Consider the following 16,409-nt stretch of genomic DNA (forward strand, 5'->3'; position numbering starts at 1 on the left):
GCGCCGTGCGCCCTTCAGCGCATCAGTTCGCTGAAGCCATCGAGCAGCCGTTCGATATCGGCCGCATGGATATTGCCCATCGTCGAGATGCGGAACAGCTCCGCCGACAAACCGCCCTGCCCCGCGTAGATCACGAAGCCGCGCGCCTTCAGCGCGTCGTGCAGTTGCGGATAGCCGATGCCGTCCGGCAAGCGGTACGCGCGCAGCACCACCGACGACTGCTCCGCCGGCAACACGCTGGCCATCCCGCGCGCGGCGAGACCGGCGCGCACCTGTTCGGCGAGCGCCGCATAGCGCGCGTGACGCGCGTGCCAGCCGCCTTCGTCGGCGAGTTCGCGCAGCGCTTCGACGAGCGCGTAATACGCATGCACCGACGGCGTGAACGGCGTATTGCGCTGATCCTGCAAGCGCGCGAGGCGGCCCAGATCGAGGTAGTACGTGCGGCTCGCCGCGCGCGCGAGCGCCGCGCGCCGCACGATCACGAACGACGCGCCCGGCACCCCGTGCAGGCATTTATTGGCGGTCGCGGCGACCGCGTCGAGCGACGCGTCGGCGAAATCGATCGCCTCGGCGCCGAAGCTGCTAACGCCGTCCACCAGCAGACGCAGCCCGCGCGCGCGGCAGATCGCACCGAGCGCGGCGATGTCGTTCAGGCGCCCGGTGGTGGTCTCGTGATGGATCACCGCGACGTGCGTGAACGACTTGTCCGCGTCGAGACGCGCGGCGATCTGCGCGAGATCGGGCGCGTCCATCCAGCCATGCTTCAGCGTCTCATGCGCAATCCCGTATTGCGTCGCGATCTGCGCGATCCGTTCGCCGTACACGCCGTTCTCGACTACCAACAGCTTGCCGTTTTGCGGCACCAGCGCGGCCGTCATGCTTTCGACGGCCGCCGTGCCGGAGCCGGTCATCAGGACAGCTTGCCATTGCTGCGGATCGAGTCCATAGACCTCGACCAGACGCGTGCGCGCCTCTTCCTGCAGATCGAAAAACTCGCTTTCGCGATGGCACAGGTCGGTCTGCAACAGGCTGTTGCGGACGCGTTCGGTCAGCGTCACCGGACCGGGATTGAGCAGCAGCATCGGCGTTCCTTGCTTGAGCGTGAGCGTGGTTTCAGTGCGCGCCGATGTGGCGCATCAGGCGCGTCTTCACATCGGGCGGCGTGATGGTCGGGCGCGGCAGGCCGTCCGGCGTGCCGCGGCGGATCGTCAGGCTGACGAAACGCGGGCCGGCGAGCGGCGCGGCTTCGAACAGCTCGTCGAGCACGGCCGGGGCGTCGCTTTCCACCGCCGACGCATAGCCGCACGCGGCCGCGACGCCCGCGAACGACACCTGCGACGACACCGTCGCCTGGCCGCCGGTCGAGTCATGCGCGCCGTTGTCGAGCAACACGTGCGTGAGATTGGCGGGACCGTACGCGCCGAGCGTCGCGAACACGCCCATGCGCATCAGCGCCGCGCCGTCGCCGTCGAGCGCGACCACCCGCAGGTCGGGACGCGACAGCGCGAGGCCGAGCGCAAACGGCGTCACGCAGCCCATCGAGCCGACCATGTACAGCTGGTTCGCGCGGTCGTCGATTGCATAGAGCTCGCGCCCGCAAAAGCCGGTCGACGCGAGCACCACGGTCGAGTCGAGCGGCGTGTGCGCGATCACCTTTTGCAGCGCGTCGTGACGCGTCGCCAGTTCGTTCGCTTCGACCGCGCGGAACTGCGCGCGCGCCGCGACCGGGGTCTTGCGCGCCGGCGCGGCGGCGTCCTTCAGCTCGTACGGCGCAACGCTGCCCTTCTGCATGACCAGCGCGTACGGACGGCCGGTGGCGTCCATATGCGCGGTCGCGCGCTCGAGCGCCGGGCCGATCTGGTCCGCTTCGGTCGGGAACGTCTCCCACGGAATTTCCATCGTGTCGAGCATCGCCGGCGTGATCGGGCCCATCAGCGCATGCTGCGGCTCGTCCGGCACGCCGGGCTGGCCGCGCCACGTGACGATCAGCAGTTGCGGCAGACGGAAGGTCCACGTCAACGAAGTGAGCGGGCTCACCGCGTTGCCGAGCCCCGAGTTCTGCATCATCGTGATGCCGCGCCGGCCGTTCTGCGCGCCCAGCGCGACGCCGGCGATCAGCGCGACCGCATCGCCCTCGTTGGCCGCCGACACGTAGTGCAGCGAGTCGTCCTGCAGCACGTAGTTGATGAACGGTGTCAGATACGAGCACGGCACGCCCGCGTACCAGTCGAAACCGCGCTCGCGCGCCGCCTCGACGAACTGCGCGGCTTCGATCATTGCGCGCCTCCGTGGGCGGCATCGCGAGCCTCGCCGACCGCGCTCGCGAACGGTGCCTGCGCATGCGCGAAGTCGCCCGCGCGGCGGAAGTCGTCGAGATCGTTGACGCCGCGCCAGTGGCCGTGCACGTATTGCACTTCGATCGACTCGCCCGCTTCGACCAGCGCGTTCAGCAGCGCCGGCATGTCGAGCGACGCGAAATCGGCGCGCTTTTGCAGCTCGCTCATCACCGCCTGCAAGCGCTCACGGCCCGCGCCGCGCACGTTCAGCAGACCCATCCAGCGGCCGTGCGGCGCCTGCCCGCCGACTGCCGCGCCGGCCTGCTGCTGGCCGCTCGCGACGTGGCGCAGCACGACCTTGGCGCCGAACAGACCGCGATCGTCGGCCGCCGAGCACCATGCGAAGTCGCGCACGCTGGCGTTTTCCGTATCGGTCAGCGACGAATCGACGACCACGCTGAAGTCCGCTTCGCTCTCGACCAGATCGCGCAGGATATAGCTGCGGAACAGCAGATCGCCGTACGAGATCACGGTGTCGCCGTTCAGCTTGTCCAATGCGCACGCGAGCGACGCGAGTTCGCCGGTCTGCGCATGCTGTTCATTGACGACGAGGCGGATGCCGGCGGTGTCGATCGCATCGGCGCGATAACCGCCGACCACGGTGATGTCGTTGAGGTTCTGCTTCTTGAACGCATCGACGAGCCAGCGCAGCAGCGGCTTGCCGGCGATCGGCAGCATCACCTTCGGACGGTCTTCGGTGACCGCTTCGAGGCCCTTGCCGCGGCTCGCGGCGAGCACCACCGCGGAACCCGCGGCGCGGCCGCCCGACAGATAGCGGTCTTCGGCTTCCGAATATTCGTCGGCATCCTGCAGACGGAAAATTTCGTTGACCGCCGCGATGCTGTCTTCGACGTTGACCAGCGTTTCGCTCGCGTGGATTTCTTTCGCGACCGCCTGCATCGCCGAGGTCGCCGCGCGGATCAGATGGTTCGCCCAGATCACGGTGCTGATGCCCGCTTCGCGGAACACTTCGGTCGGCGTGCTGTAGTACTTGGTCGGCACGATCACGAGCGGGCCGCGGCCGGCCCATTCGCGCGCGAATTCGAGAATTTCGTCGGGGCGCGACAGCTTGCTGTGAATCAGGATCGCATCGGCGCCGGCCTGGCGATACGCTTCCGCGCGGCGCAGCGCTTCGTCCATGCCCCAGCCGGCGATCAGCGCCTCGACGCGCGCGACGATCGAGAAATTCTCGTCGGTCTGCGAATCCTTGCCGGCCTTGATCTTGCCGCAGAACTCGTCGATATCGGCGAGCGGCTGCGCTTCGCCGTTGATGAAGCTGTTGGTCTTCGGAAACTGCTTGTCTTCGATACACACGCCGGCGATGCCGCGCTGTTCGAGCTTGCGCACCAGCCGGCGCACGTTGTTGAAGTTGCCGTAGCCGGTGTCGCCGTCGAGCAGGATAGGCAGATCGCTCGCGTCGGCCATGAACTCGAGCGTGTCGACCACTTGGGTCCAGCTCGCCTCGTTGTTGTCGCGCACGCCGAACTGCGCGGAGATCGCGAGGCCCGAGCCCCAGATCGCCTTGAAGCCGGCTTCGCGCACGATCCGCGCGGACAGGCCGTTATGGGCCTCCATCATGAATTCGAGTTCGTTGCTGACGAGCATCTGGCGCAGACGTGCGCTGCGGGACGTGGAAACAAAGGCGGGTTCGCGTGCGTTCATTTTTTTCGCTACTCCTGGTGGCGGGCTTATTGACGTTGTTCTCTGCCCGGCTGCGACTGGAAAAGGGCGACTATAACGGAATTTTTTATGACAGGCGGTTTAAACGGGCGATGTGTTTTTCGAGTTGCGGTTAAGTGGAAAAATGTGTCGTTTTGAGCTCACCTCCTTGCCCCGTGCCGCCGCGCGGGCGCCAATTCCAGCCGGATTTCGCGCGCTTATATAAACGGGGTTTTTTATTTACCGGCTGCGCGTCGAATTGGCCGCTTAATCGATGAATATCCGCTTATACGATTTCATTGAAAATCGCGTCGGGATTGACGGCGCTTTTCACCGCCTCGAATCCCGATAAACCGCTGATTAATCAGACGAATAGCCGCGTAAAAACAGCGGGTTTCCCCTGTCTGCGCGAGGCGCCCCGCGCGCCGTAAACACAGCAAGCGGCAACCCGCCCGCCAATCCAACGGACCCAAGCGGCTAACAGCCCCTCTCTCGCTATGACTCTGAACCGAAAACTGGCCTCGATGATCGCCGTGCTGTGGGTCGGTCTGATCCTGATCGGCGGCTTCGGCGCGTGGCAGCATCGCACCGCGATGATTGCCGACCGGCGCGATCAGTTGCGCTCGCTGATCGACCAGGCGAACCACGTGGTCGGCCGTTATTACGCGCTCGCGCAGCAGCACGCGCTGTCCGAGGACGACGCGAAAAAACAGGCGCTCGCGACGCTCGCCGCGATGCGCTACGGCAGCGACGGCTACATCTCGATCAACGATTCGCAGCCGGTCATGCTGATGCATCCGTTCAAGACCGAGATGATCGGCAAGAACCTCGCGCAGTTCGCCGACCCGGCCGGCAACCATCTGTTCGTCGACATCGTGCGCGCGGGCAATCGCGACGGCGGCGGCTTCGTCGATTATCTGTGGGCCAAGCCGGGCAGCGAGCAGCCGGTGCCGAAAACCAGCTACTCGATGCGCTTCGCGCCGTGGGACTGGTACCTCGTGACCGGCATGTATATGGACGACGTGCAGAGCGCGTTCTATCGCACGCTGCTGCGCTGGCTCGCGATCACGGCGGTGCTCGGCGGCCTCGCCACTTGCGTGATGCTGCTGGTGCTGCGTAGCGTCCGCCGCTCGCTCGGCGGCGAACTCGAAGCGGCGGTCGCCCACGCGCGGCTGATGGCGCAAGGCAATCTCGCCACGCCGGTGCCCATCGACCCGCGCGACCAGAGCAGTCTGCTGCATGCGCTGCGCACGATGCAGGCGGGGCTCGTGGAGACGGTTTCGCGGGTCCGTCAGGGCACCGAGAACATCAACGTCGGCGCGAGCGAAATCGCCGCCGGCAACACCGACCTGTCGCAACGCACCGAGGAGCAGGCGGCCGCGCTCGTGCAGACCGCTTCGAGCATGGACCAGATGACCGTCAACGTGAAGCAGAACGCCGACAGCGCGCTGCAGGCCGCGCGGCTCGCGAGCGACGCGGCCAACGTCGCGACGCGCGGCAGCCGGGTCGTCGACGACGTGGTCCGCACGATGGGCGAGATCACCGCGAGCTCGCGCCAGATCGGCGACATCATCGGCGTGATCGACGGCATCGCGTTTCAGACCAACATTCTCGCGCTGAACGCGGCGGTCGAAGCGGCGCGCGCCGGCGAACAGGGCCGCGGCTTCGCGGTGGTCGCGAGCGAGGTGCGCAGCCTCGCGCAGCGCTCCGCGACCGCGGCCAAGGAGATCAAGGCGCTGATCGAAACCTCGACCGATACCGTCGAAACCGGCGCGTCGCTGGTCGCCAACGCGGGCGCGACGATGGGCGAGATCGTGCAGTCGGTCAAGCGCGTGAACGGGATTCTCGAAGAAATCAGCCATGCGTCGCGCGAACAGAGCGCGGGGATCGAGCAGGTCAATCGCGCGGTCGGCGAAATGGATCAGGTCACGCAGCAAAATGCGGCGCTCGTCGAGCAGGCGGCGGCCGCCGCGCATTCGCTGAAGGACCAGGTCGGGGTGCTGCGCGACGCGATCGGCAGTTTCGCGTTGCCGGCGTAAGCCGGTCCGGTCGGCGGGCGCGCAATAAAAGAAGGCGCTCCACAGGCGGGGAGCGCCCCTTCAACACGCCGCGTCGGAGTCGACGCATCAATCGGACGAGTCAGCCGCGCGGATTTTGCAGATCCGCGCGGCTTTTTCTTTGGCCGTCGTTTTTGGCGCTCGCACCGCGTGGCCGCGTGCCACGTCGAGAAGCTTTCGCGATCCTCGCATTTGCATTACGTTTTATTTACAATCAGCCAGCCAATAGCCGTTGTCCGATTGCCTGCCGGCTCGCTGCCCTCCACCGGCGCGCAATCGGCAACGGCCATGCGCCAATGCCGCCCCGCCCTCGCCGGCGCGGCGGCTTCGTTCAATCGAGAGGTCCACCCGTCCGCCCGCCGCGCTCATGATCCGCCAGAAAAAACCGCCGTCGCACGATCCATATGCCGCCGCGAAGAACCCGCTGCTCAGCGCGCGCCTGCCCGCATGGCGCTCGAAGTTCGTCATCCTGATCGTGTTCGCCGCGTTCGCGGCGCTCGCCGTCCGCGCGTTCTGGGTGCAGATCGTCAATCAGGACTTCTATGTCGATCAGGGGCAAAAACGCTATCAGCGCGTGCTCGAACTCGACGCGATGCGCGGGAGAATCGTCGACCGTCACGGCTCGATGCTCGCGGTCAGTCTCGCCACCTACGAAATCTGGGCGACCCCGAAGCTGGTCGAAGACAGCGCGATCGCACCGCTCGCGAAACTGCTCGATCTGCCGGCCGCGGAACTGCGCCGGCGCCTGAGCGGCGAGCGCAGCTTCGTGCTGCTCAAGCGCCAGGTCGACGCCGATACCGCCGCGCAGCTGACGCGCCTGGGCCTCGCCGGCATCACGCAGATCGCCGACTCGAAGCGCTTTTATCCCGAAGGCGAGTCGGCCGCGCACGTGGTCGGCTTCACCGACATCGAGGACAACGGCCAGGAAGGGATCGAGCTGGCCGCGAACGAGCAGTTGCTGGGTACGCCGGGCCAGCGCGAAGTGATCCGCGACCGGCTCGGCCGGGTGGTATCGGAGACGCGCCCGCTGGTGCCCGCGCGCAACGGCGCGACGATCCAGCTGACGATCGACCGGCGCATCCAGCAGCTCGCCTATGCGCAGCTGAAGGCCGCCATCGCGCAGCATCGCGCGGAAGCCGGCAGCGTGGTCGTGCTCGATGCGCGCAACGGCGAGATTCTCGCGCTCGCCAATTACCCGAGTTTCGATCCGAACGACCGCGCGGGTCTGACCGGCCGGCAGTTGCGCAATCGCGCGGTCATCGATACGTTCGAGCCCGGTTCGACGATCAAGCCGCTGGTCGTCGCGCTGTCGATGGACGAAGGCAAGGTGCGGCCGCAAAGCATCATCGATACCGCGCCCGGCTGGTACAAGATCGGCCCGGCGGTGATTCACGACACGTCGAATCACGGCGCGATGACGGTCGCCGAGGCGGTGCAGAAGTCGAGCAACATCGCGCTCGCGAAGCTCGCGCTGAACCTGCCGGCCAAGACGATCTGGACCAAGTATCAGCAGTACGGGCTCGGCACCAAACCCGAGCTGACGTTCCCGGGTGTGGCGGCCGGCAAGGTGCGGCCATTCAAACGCTGGCGCCCGATCGAACAGGCGACGATGGCCTACGGCTACGGGCTGTCGGTCTCGCTGCTGCAGATCGCCCAGGTCTACACCGCGTATGCGGGCGACGGCACGATGCAGCGCGTAAGCCTGCTGCGCGAGCCGCTCGACGCGGACGCGGGCGACTCGTTCGGCGCGCACGGCGAGCAGGTCACGACGCCGGCCACCGCGCGCGCGATCCGCAACATGCTGGAAACGGCCACCGGCGCGGGGGGCACCGGGCGCGCGGCGACCGTGGAAGGCTACCGGGTCGGCGGCAAGACCGGCACCGCGCGCAAGCAGATCGGCGCGAGCTACGCGAAGAACCGCTATCGGGCGCTGTTCGTCGGCATGGCGCCGATGAGCGATCCGCGCCTGATCGTCGCCGTGATGATCGACGACCCGGCCGGCAAGGCGTTTTATGGCGGCACGGTCGCGGGGCCGGTGTTCAGCGGCGTGATGGGCGGCTCGTTGCAGTTATTGGGCGTGTTGCCGGACGCGCCGGGCGTGTGAAAACCACGAATCGGGTCCACGGTTTTCCGTAGCGCCGAGCCCTCCCCTAACACGTCCGCTTGCATTCGCTTGCACTCGCTTACACGCATTGACATTGGTTTGGGCAATCATGACGGCTCTTAAGTTTGGCTTAATTGTTCCCTGCAACTATGTCGCTCATCCCCTGTTGAGCCGCCAGAACATCGGCGGCGTTTTTTCTGGGGGATGCCAAAAAATGCGCCGGAAACTGTTCGTGCCCAAAAAAGACGGAGGTAAATCATGGTTGAAGAGATGGTTGTCGAACACCTGCGTGCGATGCCCGGCCATGAATGGGTTCGCCAGATTCACTCCTGCAAGGTCTCTGATCCGCTGCAACCGCCCTGGGGCCGCTCATACCGGCTCGTCGAATGGACGATGAAGCACGCGCCCGAATCGAGCCGCCGCGTCGTTCCCGCCGAAAGTACTCCACTCGAAATCGCTCAGGCAATGGCCTCTCACGTGCCCGGCCGCCGCTTCTGCCAGCAGGCCGACTGAGCGCAACGCTCGCCGCGCGCCGCGATTTCAGGCGCGCGCCGGCAGCGTCTCGCAGTAGTCCAAAGCATCTTCCAGCCTGTCGTTGCCCCAGAACATTTCGCCGCCGACGAAAAACGTCGGCGCGCCGAATATGCCTTTATTGATGGCCGATTCGGTCTGCTCGCGCAGGCGCAGCTTGTTCGCGTCGGCTAGCGCGGCGTCGATAATGCGCTGTGTGGGTAAGCCGAGCGTGTCGAGCGCTTCGCCGACGACCTCGGGCGAACCGATGTCGCGATCCTCGGCGAAATTCAATTGCATGATCTTGCGGCAGTAGCCGCCGATCCACGGCTCTTGCGCACCGGCCAGCGCTACGCGCATCGCCAGTAACGCGGCACGCGGAAACGTGCTCGGACGCGTGAGCGCGAGACCGTATTTGCGGCATTGGCGCTCCATATCTTTCCACACGTACGCGCCTTTTTCCTTTTGCAGAACGAACGGCGAGTTATCGAAGCCGAGCTGGCGAAATACCGGCCCCAGCAGAAACGGCCGCCAGACGATCCGCACATTGCGCGCGTCCGCCAGCGCTTCGATGCGCATCGTGCTCAGATAGCTGTAATTGCTGCCGAAATCGAACCAGAATTCGATCGTGCGCGTCGTTGAGAGTGGGTCGTCGGGCATCGCGATCTCCTGAGTCGGTGGCGGTGCGCAACACGCGATTCGCGCGGCGCGGTCTTGCAAAGCTTAACAATCGCCCGTGGCGCTTGTACCTATGATTGCTCTTTCTGCCTTACAGGTTCGAGAGCCACACCATGAATTTTCCTTACGACCTGCTAACCGCGAGCTGTCTTTTCGTCGTTGTCGTTTCGTCGCTGGTCATGCTCGCGCTGGCCTGAATTCAAGCGCATCATCTGCGTCACCCGCGTGTCCCTTTCGCGGCGCGGTCCAACCTATCCTTCCGGCGCCCCCTCCATGAAATAAAGAGTGCTGTACGCATATACAGCACTCTTTATCCGCACGACGCGCGTTTTCTTTTAGCCAGTCTCCGGCACCCGCCCGCTCAACGCGTCTGCACCGCCACGCGCAGGCCGAGCGAGATGAACAGCACGCCGATCAGCTTGTTCTGCCAGCGCGTCAACCACGTCAAGCGTTTCACGAGTCTGCCGACCGGCCGCATCGTCAGCACCAGCAAGGTCGTGTAAAGCGCGCCCATGGCGACGAAAATCAGCCCGAGCGCCGCGAATTGCAGAAACGTCGAGCCGTGCTCGGGCCGCACGAATTGCGGCAGAAACGCGAGGAAAAACAGCGCGGTTTTCGGATTCAGCACTTCGGCGGGAATCGCCTGCAGGAAAGCCTTCGAACCCGTCAGCGGCGCGACCGCCGGAAGATCCGCGCTCGCCTGCTTCGCGCGCAATGCGCGAATGCCCAGATAGACCAGATACGCGGCGCCGACGAATTTCACGACGTTGAAAGCCAGCGCGGAGGTCATCAGCAATGCGGAAAGGCCGACCGCGGCGCCCAGCGTGTGAATGAAATCGCCGGCCGCGATCCCCAGGCCGGTCAGAATGCCGGTCTTGCGGCCGCCTTGCATCGTGCGCGTCAACACCAGCAGAACGGCCGGACCCGGAATCAGAAACAGCCCGAGCACGACGGCCACGAAAGTGCCCAGGGTGGATAGTTCAAGCATGTCGTCTCCTTGCGACGCGCTGGCTCGATACACCGGTGCAGGCCGGCGTAGGCCGGTGTACGTGGGTGCAGGTCGGTGCGCGTTCGTGACGGCCATTGTAGACGAGGCATCGAACGCCCGCCGCGCGTGCCCGCAGCGCGACCGATCCGCTACCATGACGGACATCGCGCCCGTTGCGGCGCGCCGTCCTTATCCCACACGCCTCGTTGCCTTGCCCACCTATACCTTGCCCGCGCCGCTGAGCGCGGAACTCGAAATTCGCAAAAGCCGCTTTATCGCGCATGCGATTCCGGTCGCCGATCGCGACGCCGCGATGGCCGAACTGCAGCGTCTGCGCGCCGAGCATCCGGCCGCGACGCACGTGTGCTGGGCGCTGCTGGCGGGCGGCCAGTCCGGCATGTCCGACGACGGCGAACCGTCCGGCACCGCCGGTCGGCCGATTCTCGAAGTACTCCGGCATCACGATCTGGACGGTGTGCTCGCAGCCGTGGTCCGCTATTACGGCGGCGTGAAGCTCGGCGCCGGCGGGCTGGTGCGCGCGTACACCGATGCGATCGCGTCGGCGCTGCTCGATGCGCCGCGCGTCGAGCGGATTGCCCAGCTGTCGCTCGGCGTGGAAGTCAGTTATGCCGACGAAGCGAAGGTGCGCCGCTGGATGGACGCGCAAGGCTACCCGCTGGTGAACAGCGCGTACGGAATGCTGGTCAAGATGACGATGCGCGTGCCCGCCACCGCGCTCGACGACGCGAAACGCACGGTCACCGATCTGACGCAGGGAAAAGCGGGCTTTTTCTGATCATTGCGCCGGCCTGTTCCGGCGCTTTGCTGCCGCACGGCAAGGAATCCGCTCAACCGTTGACGCGCCGACCCGCCACGCATTTTCACAATGTTCTCATCGCGAGCCCTTACAGTTGCGCGTGCAAACATGGGCGAAGAGCGGTTGGGTAGTCCTCCCGGTAGCCACGAGCCAGCCGGCTGGCTATGATGGCCCGGCCCGCCCGGTCCGCCGCGCGGCTGGCTGCGTGAAACCGGACCGGGATCGTTGTCCCGTCCTTTTGCCCGGTCTAAATTGCAACGGGCCGCTTCGCTGCTACCATGCTGCTCTCCGGATCACTCCCTAAAAAGGCATTTGCTCTGACCTCGACCGCCGCTTCGTTCCGCATGCCCACCCTGCGTTCATCGTTGAGATCCGTCGCGCTCAAGGGTTGCGTCGCGGGGTTGCCGCTGCTGCTGTCCGCCTGCTCGTGGTCATGGTTCGGCCTGAACAGCAGCGCGCCCGCCGCGACCTCGAAGACGCACGGCACCGGCTCGCTCAGCGTCGCGCCCGCGCGCGAGTTCGTCTACGAGTCCGCGCGCGCGGGCCGGATTTCGTCGAACCGCATTGAAAACACCGCGATGACCGGCGTCGTGATGAAGGACGAGATCAATGAGATCGTGCGCAACAGCGTCGCGAGCAACCTGCGGATCGCCGGATTCCGGGTCGACGACAAGCGCCGCGTGCTTAGCGGCAGCATCGAAACCTTCTCGGTCGACGACACCCGCTCGCCGGCACTGTGGACGCTGAAAATGCGCTACGTGGTCACCGACGCGGCGACCCGCAAGGTGATGTTCACGACCACCCGCACCGTGAAGCACAAGTCGCCGAAGTTCACCAACAGCACGATCGCGATCGAGGACACAGTCAAAGCGAGCGTCGATACGTTGATCGGCGACCCCGGCTTTATCAATGCGGTGAACTGAACGCGTGCCGGCCGGGGTCACGCGCGATTTCGCTACAATCGCGCTACCGGCGGCGCGCGCCGCTAACCCCTAGCCGCTCTACCCCGCTCCACCCGTTACCGGCGCGCACCGCATCGTCATCCCCGTTCAGCGTGCGAGCCGTCATGTCCATTGCCGCCTGGCTATTCTTTTTACCCGCCTGTTTCGCGATCAACCTCGCGCCCGGCCCCAACAACCTGCTGTCGATCAACGTCGCCGCGCGACACGGCTTCGTGAAGGCGTTCGTCGGCGGCAGCGGCCGGCTGCTCGCGTTCACGCTGATGCTCGCGCTCGCCGCGACCGGCCTCGCGGTCGTGCTGCACGCGTCCGAGTGGGTGTTCCTCGCGATCAAGCTCGCCGGCGCCGCGTATCTGATCTGGCTGGCCATCCAGTTATGGCGCAGCGACGCGCCGGCGATCGATAGCTCGCACGCACAGCCCGCGTCGCTCGCCCGCATCGCGCGGCAGGAGTTTTTCGTGGCCGCCGGCAATCCGAAAGCGATTCTGGTGTTCACCGCGTTTCTGCCGCAGTTCGTCGACCTCGCGCGGCCGATCGTGCCGCAATTCGCGGTGCTCGGCGCGAGCTTTCTGGTCCTCGAATGCGTGGCGATCGCGCTGTATTCGTGGGCCGGCATGTATCTGGGCAAGTGGCTCGGACGCGCCGACATCCGCCGCTGGTTCAATCGCTGCTGCGGCGGCTTTCTGGCTGCGATCGGCGTGAGCTTCCTGCTGGTGCGGCGTGCCTGATCGATCGGATTACTGATGAAGCGGATCGTCCAGTCCGTCGTCACTGCACTCGCTTTCGTCGCCGGCGAAATCCTCGTCGTGCTGATGCTGTGCGTCGCGCTGGTCTGCAAGGCGACCGCGCGACTCGGCCGTTCGCGGCCGCCGCGCTAGCCGCCCGCCGCGTGCCGCCCCAGCGCCGAGATCGCCGCGCCCAGCGCCGGCTTCGCTGCGCCGAGCGGGTCCACCAGGCCGAAATTGCGCTCGCGGGCATTCTTCGCAGTCGCCGTGTCCTGCCATTCGTAGATTGAAATCAGCGGCGTCGCGAGCGTATTGCGCTTCGCCAGCAGCGCGCCGATGCGCTGCGATTGCGCAGCGACACCGCCGCTGCCGCCGGACGACACCCCCCATTCGGTGATCAGCGCGGGCACGCCGTAGCGCGCGCGAATTTCGCTGGCCGCCTGCTGAATCTGCGGCACGCTCATCCCGTACGCGTGGTACGACACCGCGGCGAGACAATGCGCGGAACCGGCCGTCACGCTGCGCAACAGCTTTTCCGCAGCGGTGCCCGCGACCGGCGCGGTCGAGAAGCCGAAGCCGATCACCGGCACCGTTACCGGATTCGCGGCGAGTCCCGCGCATACCGCGTTCATATACAACGGAAACGTCGTGTCGACCTGTGCTGTCGGCCAATAAGCCGGCAAATCCGGTTCATTCCACAATTCGACCGCCAGCATCTGCGCGCGGTAGGTGCGCGACAACTCGCTCACGGCCTGCACCAGTTGCGCGGCGGCGTCGCGCAGGTGTGCTTCGCCGGCCGGCCGATCGAGGCCGGCCGGCATCAGAGCGCGGGTCGAACGCACGGTTAGCAGGACCGGCAGATCCGCTGCGCGAGCGCTCGCGAATGCGCGGACCACCCGCTGGCGATAGTCGGCGGAGCGCAGCGCGTCGACCCAGACGCCGAAGCGCACGAAGCTGAATCCCGCGGCCTTGATGCGGGTCGCCGCATCGGTATCGAAGCGCTCGATCTTGACCTGCGTCCCGGTTCTGATCGAACCGTGGCGATTGGCCGGCCATGGCCGCAATTGCTGCGCGTGGGCGAGACCGAACGCACAGAGCAGAGATAGCGCAAGCGCGCATCGTTTAAGTCGATTCGTCAGCGAGTACATAGTGGCCCTATTGTTTCGGGTCGGCCTGCAGTTGCAGCGGCATGCGCCGCCCGAATGCCAACCCGGACGGACTGCCCGAGCGTGCGGCAAGATAGCTGAGCCGCCACCCGCAAAACAGCGCGACACTCGATAAATGCCGGATATAGCTGCCCAGGTCCGGCTCGAACAGCGTCGACACCGCGATGTGCCCGATCACGAGACACGCGAGCAGATCGACCGCGCTCGTGCCTGCGTGCGCGAGCGCCGGCTGCGCGGGCAACCGGCGGAACGCCGAGCCAAGCACGATCCACACGAACGCGAGCATCACCCATTCCTTCGGACCCGGATAAAACAGCACCGGCACGTTGAGCTTCAGAATCGCGTACGCGTAGTCGATGCAGAACGCCGCGAACGACGCTGGTTCGACCAGGTTGTAGAAGCTGGTGCGCGCGCCGTACGGCGAGCCCGCCACCAGATAATCGACCGCCATGTCGCGCGGATGCATCAGCGCGAAATACGCGTGCTCCGGCAGCACATAAAGAACCAGCAGCACCGCGAGCAGCAGCACGGTTTTGCGCCGCAACGACCCGGTGCGATAAACCCACGCGCCCATCGCGATCGCCAGAATCAGCGCGAAGTAGATGCGGACCGTCGCCGCATAGCCGGCATAACAGGCGAGCGCCGCGACCGCGACATACCACGCGCTGCGTGTGCGCGCGATCAGCACCAGCACGACCGACATCAGCACGACCAGCGTGTCCTTGCTCGCGACGAACAGGTTGAAGAACAGGCACGGCGCGACCAGCACGACATTCACGAGCAGACTGCCGACGCGTTTCGACAAGCCGATCATCAGCCAGATAAACACGACCCCGACAGCCAGCACGAACAGCTCGCTGCCGCTGTCGCCGAGCGCCGCATAGAACTTCGCGACCGCGTCGAATGAGGTGTCCTGGTAGGTGCTGGACCCGCCGACCTGAGACTGAATCTTGTCGGAGTCGCGAAACACGAATTCCGGCAGGAACGCGCTCGCTTTCCAATAGAGCGTCGCGTAGACAAAGATCGTCAGACTCGCGAACAGCCGCACCGTGCCCTTGCTCAAACGCGGGCCGGCATTCAGAACTTTACGCAACATGGGCGGCCTCCTCGGGCACGACCGCAATCGCGGCCGGATTCGGCGCGTGCGTGCGCATCACGATCCACGCAAGGATCGCGACGATGCCCACGCTCGCGCTCAGATGCGCGAGTGCCGCGCCGATTTCGTCCAGTTCTCTGATCAGCATCCACTCGATGGGCACGCAGGCGAGCGTCACGCAGCACATCGCGAGGGCCACGCGTTTTCCGGCCCGCAATGCAATTGCAGCGGCCCAGTACACGTCGGCGATAGATCGGAGCACGAACGAAATCAGCAGGACCAGCAGCATGCCGAATTCCTGCCGGCCTGACGGCTCGCGCGCGATGTGGAAAAGCGGCTGATGCACGAGCACGATCGCGACCGCCGCCAGCAGCGTAATGCCAATACTGGCCAGCAGCGCGCGCCGCAACGTCGCATGGAACAGACGCGCCGCGTGATGGCCGCCGCTCAGTGCACGAACCAGACGAGGGCCGGCGGTCACGACGATCGTCGCGTACGCGATGGTCTGGATCGAACTCGAGATCGACCATGCGAACACATAGCGGCCGAGCGTGTAGCTGGAGAAAACCTGGCTCGCCAGAAATCGTTCGCCATACTGAAGCCCTGAAAGCAACGTTGTCGCGACGAAGAACGGCATGCCGTCGATCCACACCGAGCGGAAGCCGCCGTTGCTGCTCCGAGCCACCGCATCGCACTTCGCCCGCTCGCGGTTCAACTTCAATTCGCGCTCACGCCGCGCGATGCACCACAAAGCGGCGAGCGACGCGAATACATTCGTGCCACACCACAACGCAAAGATCGTTTCGATCGACCGGCTCAGGCCGGCGAGCAGCACCGCAATTGCAACCACCGCCCAGCCGCCGGTGCGGATAAATAGCAGCACTGCGCCGGCGCGCGCGCGATGCAGCGAAAACACATAGGAGGTCGTCTCCAGCCCCGCGTGCTCGGAAAAAGCCACCAACATCACGCCCCACAGAATGCCGGGGGCGATCCGGGTAAAGCGGTCGAACACACCGGCGTGATACACACCGGCCACGCCCGCCGCGATCGCCGCATACACGGCGCCATACAGCAGCAACACGCGGCGCGCGTCATGAATCGCCGGCAGCGGCTGTTCCGCGCTCAGGCGCCGGTTGATTTCGATGCTGAAACCAAGCCCGAGCAATTTCGACGCCACCACCGACAACGCCAGCGCGAGACCATAATCGGCGACCGCCGCGAACCCGAGTACCCGCGCGACGACGATCGTCAGCACGAATTTCAGCGCCAGCGCCGCAATCCGGAAGCCGAGGCGAACGAGCAGTTGCATCAGCC

The 16,409-nt window shown here is 65.6% G+C and carries 15 protein-coding genes; 7 read left to right on the top strand and 8 right to left on the bottom strand.

Annotated features, from left to right (window positions below):
- Positions 1–14: 14 nt before the first annotated feature.
- Genes LJ656_RS19645 through aepX form a run of 3 tightly spaced genes read right to left on the bottom strand, consistent with a single transcriptional unit; the run spans position 15 to position 3,998 of the window.
- Complete coding sequence (locus LJ656_RS19645) at positions 15–1,082, bottom strand: 2-aminoethylphosphonate aminotransferase (protein ID WP_230511035.1); 1,068 nt, start codon at positions 1,080–1,082, stop codon at positions 15–17.
- A 31-nt stretch (positions 1,083–1,113) separates the two neighbouring features.
- Positions 1,114–2,277, bottom strand: a complete 1,164-nt coding sequence (gene aepY, locus LJ656_RS19650; RefSeq protein ID WP_230511036.1) for a phosphonopyruvate decarboxylase — start codon at positions 2,275–2,277, stop codon at positions 1,114–1,116.
- Positions 2,274–3,998 carry a phosphoenolpyruvate mutase gene (gene aepX, locus LJ656_RS19655; RefSeq protein ID WP_230511037.1) on the bottom strand — a complete coding sequence of 575 codons (1,725 nt, stop codon included), beginning with the start codon at positions 3,996–3,998 and terminating at the stop codon, positions 2,274–2,276. The genes aepY and aepX overlap by 4 nt, the downstream gene beginning before the upstream one ends.
- Positions 3,999–4,492: 494 nt before the next feature.
- Here aepX and LJ656_RS19660 point away from each other — a divergent pair, with 494 nt between their 5' ends.
- From LJ656_RS19660 to LJ656_RS19670, 3 genes are all read left to right on the top strand, one after another.
- Positions 4,493–6,034: a methyl-accepting chemotaxis protein gene (locus LJ656_RS19660; RefSeq protein ID WP_230511038.1), complete on the top strand. Its 1,542-nt coding sequence runs from the start codon at positions 4,493–4,495 to the stop codon at positions 6,032–6,034.
- 385 nt (positions 6,035–6,419) lie between these two features.
- Positions 6,420–8,156, top strand: coding sequence for a peptidoglycan D,D-transpeptidase FtsI family protein (locus LJ656_RS19665; protein WP_230511039.1), 1,737 nt, complete (start codon positions 6,420–6,422; stop codon positions 8,154–8,156).
- Between the two features lie 258 nt (positions 8,157–8,414).
- Positions 8,415–8,669 carry a DUF2866 domain-containing protein gene (locus tag LJ656_RS19670; protein ID WP_230511040.1) on the top strand — a complete coding sequence of 85 codons (255 nt, stop codon included), beginning with the start codon at positions 8,415–8,417 and terminating at the stop codon, positions 8,667–8,669.
- 27 nt (positions 8,670–8,696) lie between these two features.
- Here the strand turns inward: LJ656_RS19670 and LJ656_RS19675 are convergent, their stop codons facing one another.
- Entirely contained in the window at positions 8,697–9,326 is a 630-nt protein-coding gene (locus LJ656_RS19675; protein WP_230511041.1) for a 2-hydroxychromene-2-carboxylate isomerase, read from the bottom strand.
- A 379-nt stretch (positions 9,327–9,705) separates the two neighbouring features.
- A complete protein-coding gene (locus LJ656_RS19680) occupies positions 9,706–10,332 on the bottom strand; it encodes a LysE family translocator (protein ID WP_230511042.1) in 627 nt (208 codons plus the stop codon).
- A 154-nt stretch (positions 10,333–10,486) separates the two neighbouring features.
- Here LJ656_RS19680 and LJ656_RS19685 point away from each other — a divergent pair, with 154 nt between their 5' ends.
- The 4 genes from LJ656_RS19685 to LJ656_RS34880 all read left to right on the top strand — a co-directional run bounded on the left by LJ656_RS19685 (position 10,487) and on the right by LJ656_RS34880 (position 12,986).
- On the top strand, positions 10,487–11,128 hold the full coding sequence (locus tag LJ656_RS19685) for an IMPACT family protein (protein WP_230511043.1): 642 nt from the start codon (positions 10,487–10,489) through the stop codon (positions 11,126–11,128).
- Between the two features lie 365 nt (positions 11,129–11,493).
- On the top strand, positions 11,494–12,072 hold the full coding sequence (locus LJ656_RS19690; RefSeq protein WP_230511044.1) for a hypothetical protein: 579 nt from the start codon (positions 11,494–11,496) through the stop codon (positions 12,070–12,072).
- A 143-nt stretch (positions 12,073–12,215) separates the two neighbouring features.
- A complete protein-coding gene (locus LJ656_RS19695; protein WP_230511045.1) occupies positions 12,216–12,836 on the top strand; it encodes a LysE family translocator in 621 nt (206 codons plus the stop codon).
- 15 nt (positions 12,837–12,851) lie between these two features.
- Positions 12,852–12,986 carry a hypothetical protein gene (locus LJ656_RS34880; RefSeq protein ID WP_268998687.1) on the top strand — a complete coding sequence of 45 codons (135 nt, stop codon included), beginning with the start codon at positions 12,852–12,854 and terminating at the stop codon, positions 12,984–12,986.
- Here the strand turns inward: LJ656_RS34880 and LJ656_RS19700 are convergent.
- From LJ656_RS19700 to LJ656_RS19710, 3 genes are all read right to left on the bottom strand, one after another.
- Complete coding sequence (locus LJ656_RS19700) at positions 12,983–13,897, bottom strand: cellulase family glycosylhydrolase (RefSeq protein ID WP_230511046.1); 915 nt, start codon at positions 13,895–13,897, stop codon at positions 12,983–12,985. The two genes, LJ656_RS34880 and LJ656_RS19700, sit on opposite strands and share 4 nt — an antisense overlap.
- 91 nt (positions 13,898–13,988) lie before the next feature.
- On the bottom strand, positions 13,989–15,095 hold the full coding sequence (locus LJ656_RS19705; protein WP_230511047.1) for a hypothetical protein: 1,107 nt from the start codon (positions 15,093–15,095) through the stop codon (positions 13,989–13,991).
- Positions 15,085–16,404, bottom strand: coding sequence for a lipopolysaccharide biosynthesis protein (locus tag LJ656_RS19710; protein WP_230511048.1), 1,320 nt, complete (start codon positions 16,402–16,404; stop codon positions 15,085–15,087). Before LJ656_RS19710 ends, LJ656_RS19705 begins: the two co-directional genes overlap by 11 nt.
- Between the last annotated feature and the right edge of the window lie 5 nt (positions 16,405–16,409).

This window comes from Paraburkholderia sejongensis (genome assembly GCF_020880815.1).
Lineage (GTDB): Bacteria > Pseudomonadota > Gammaproteobacteria > Burkholderiales > Burkholderiaceae > Paraburkholderia > Paraburkholderia sejongensis.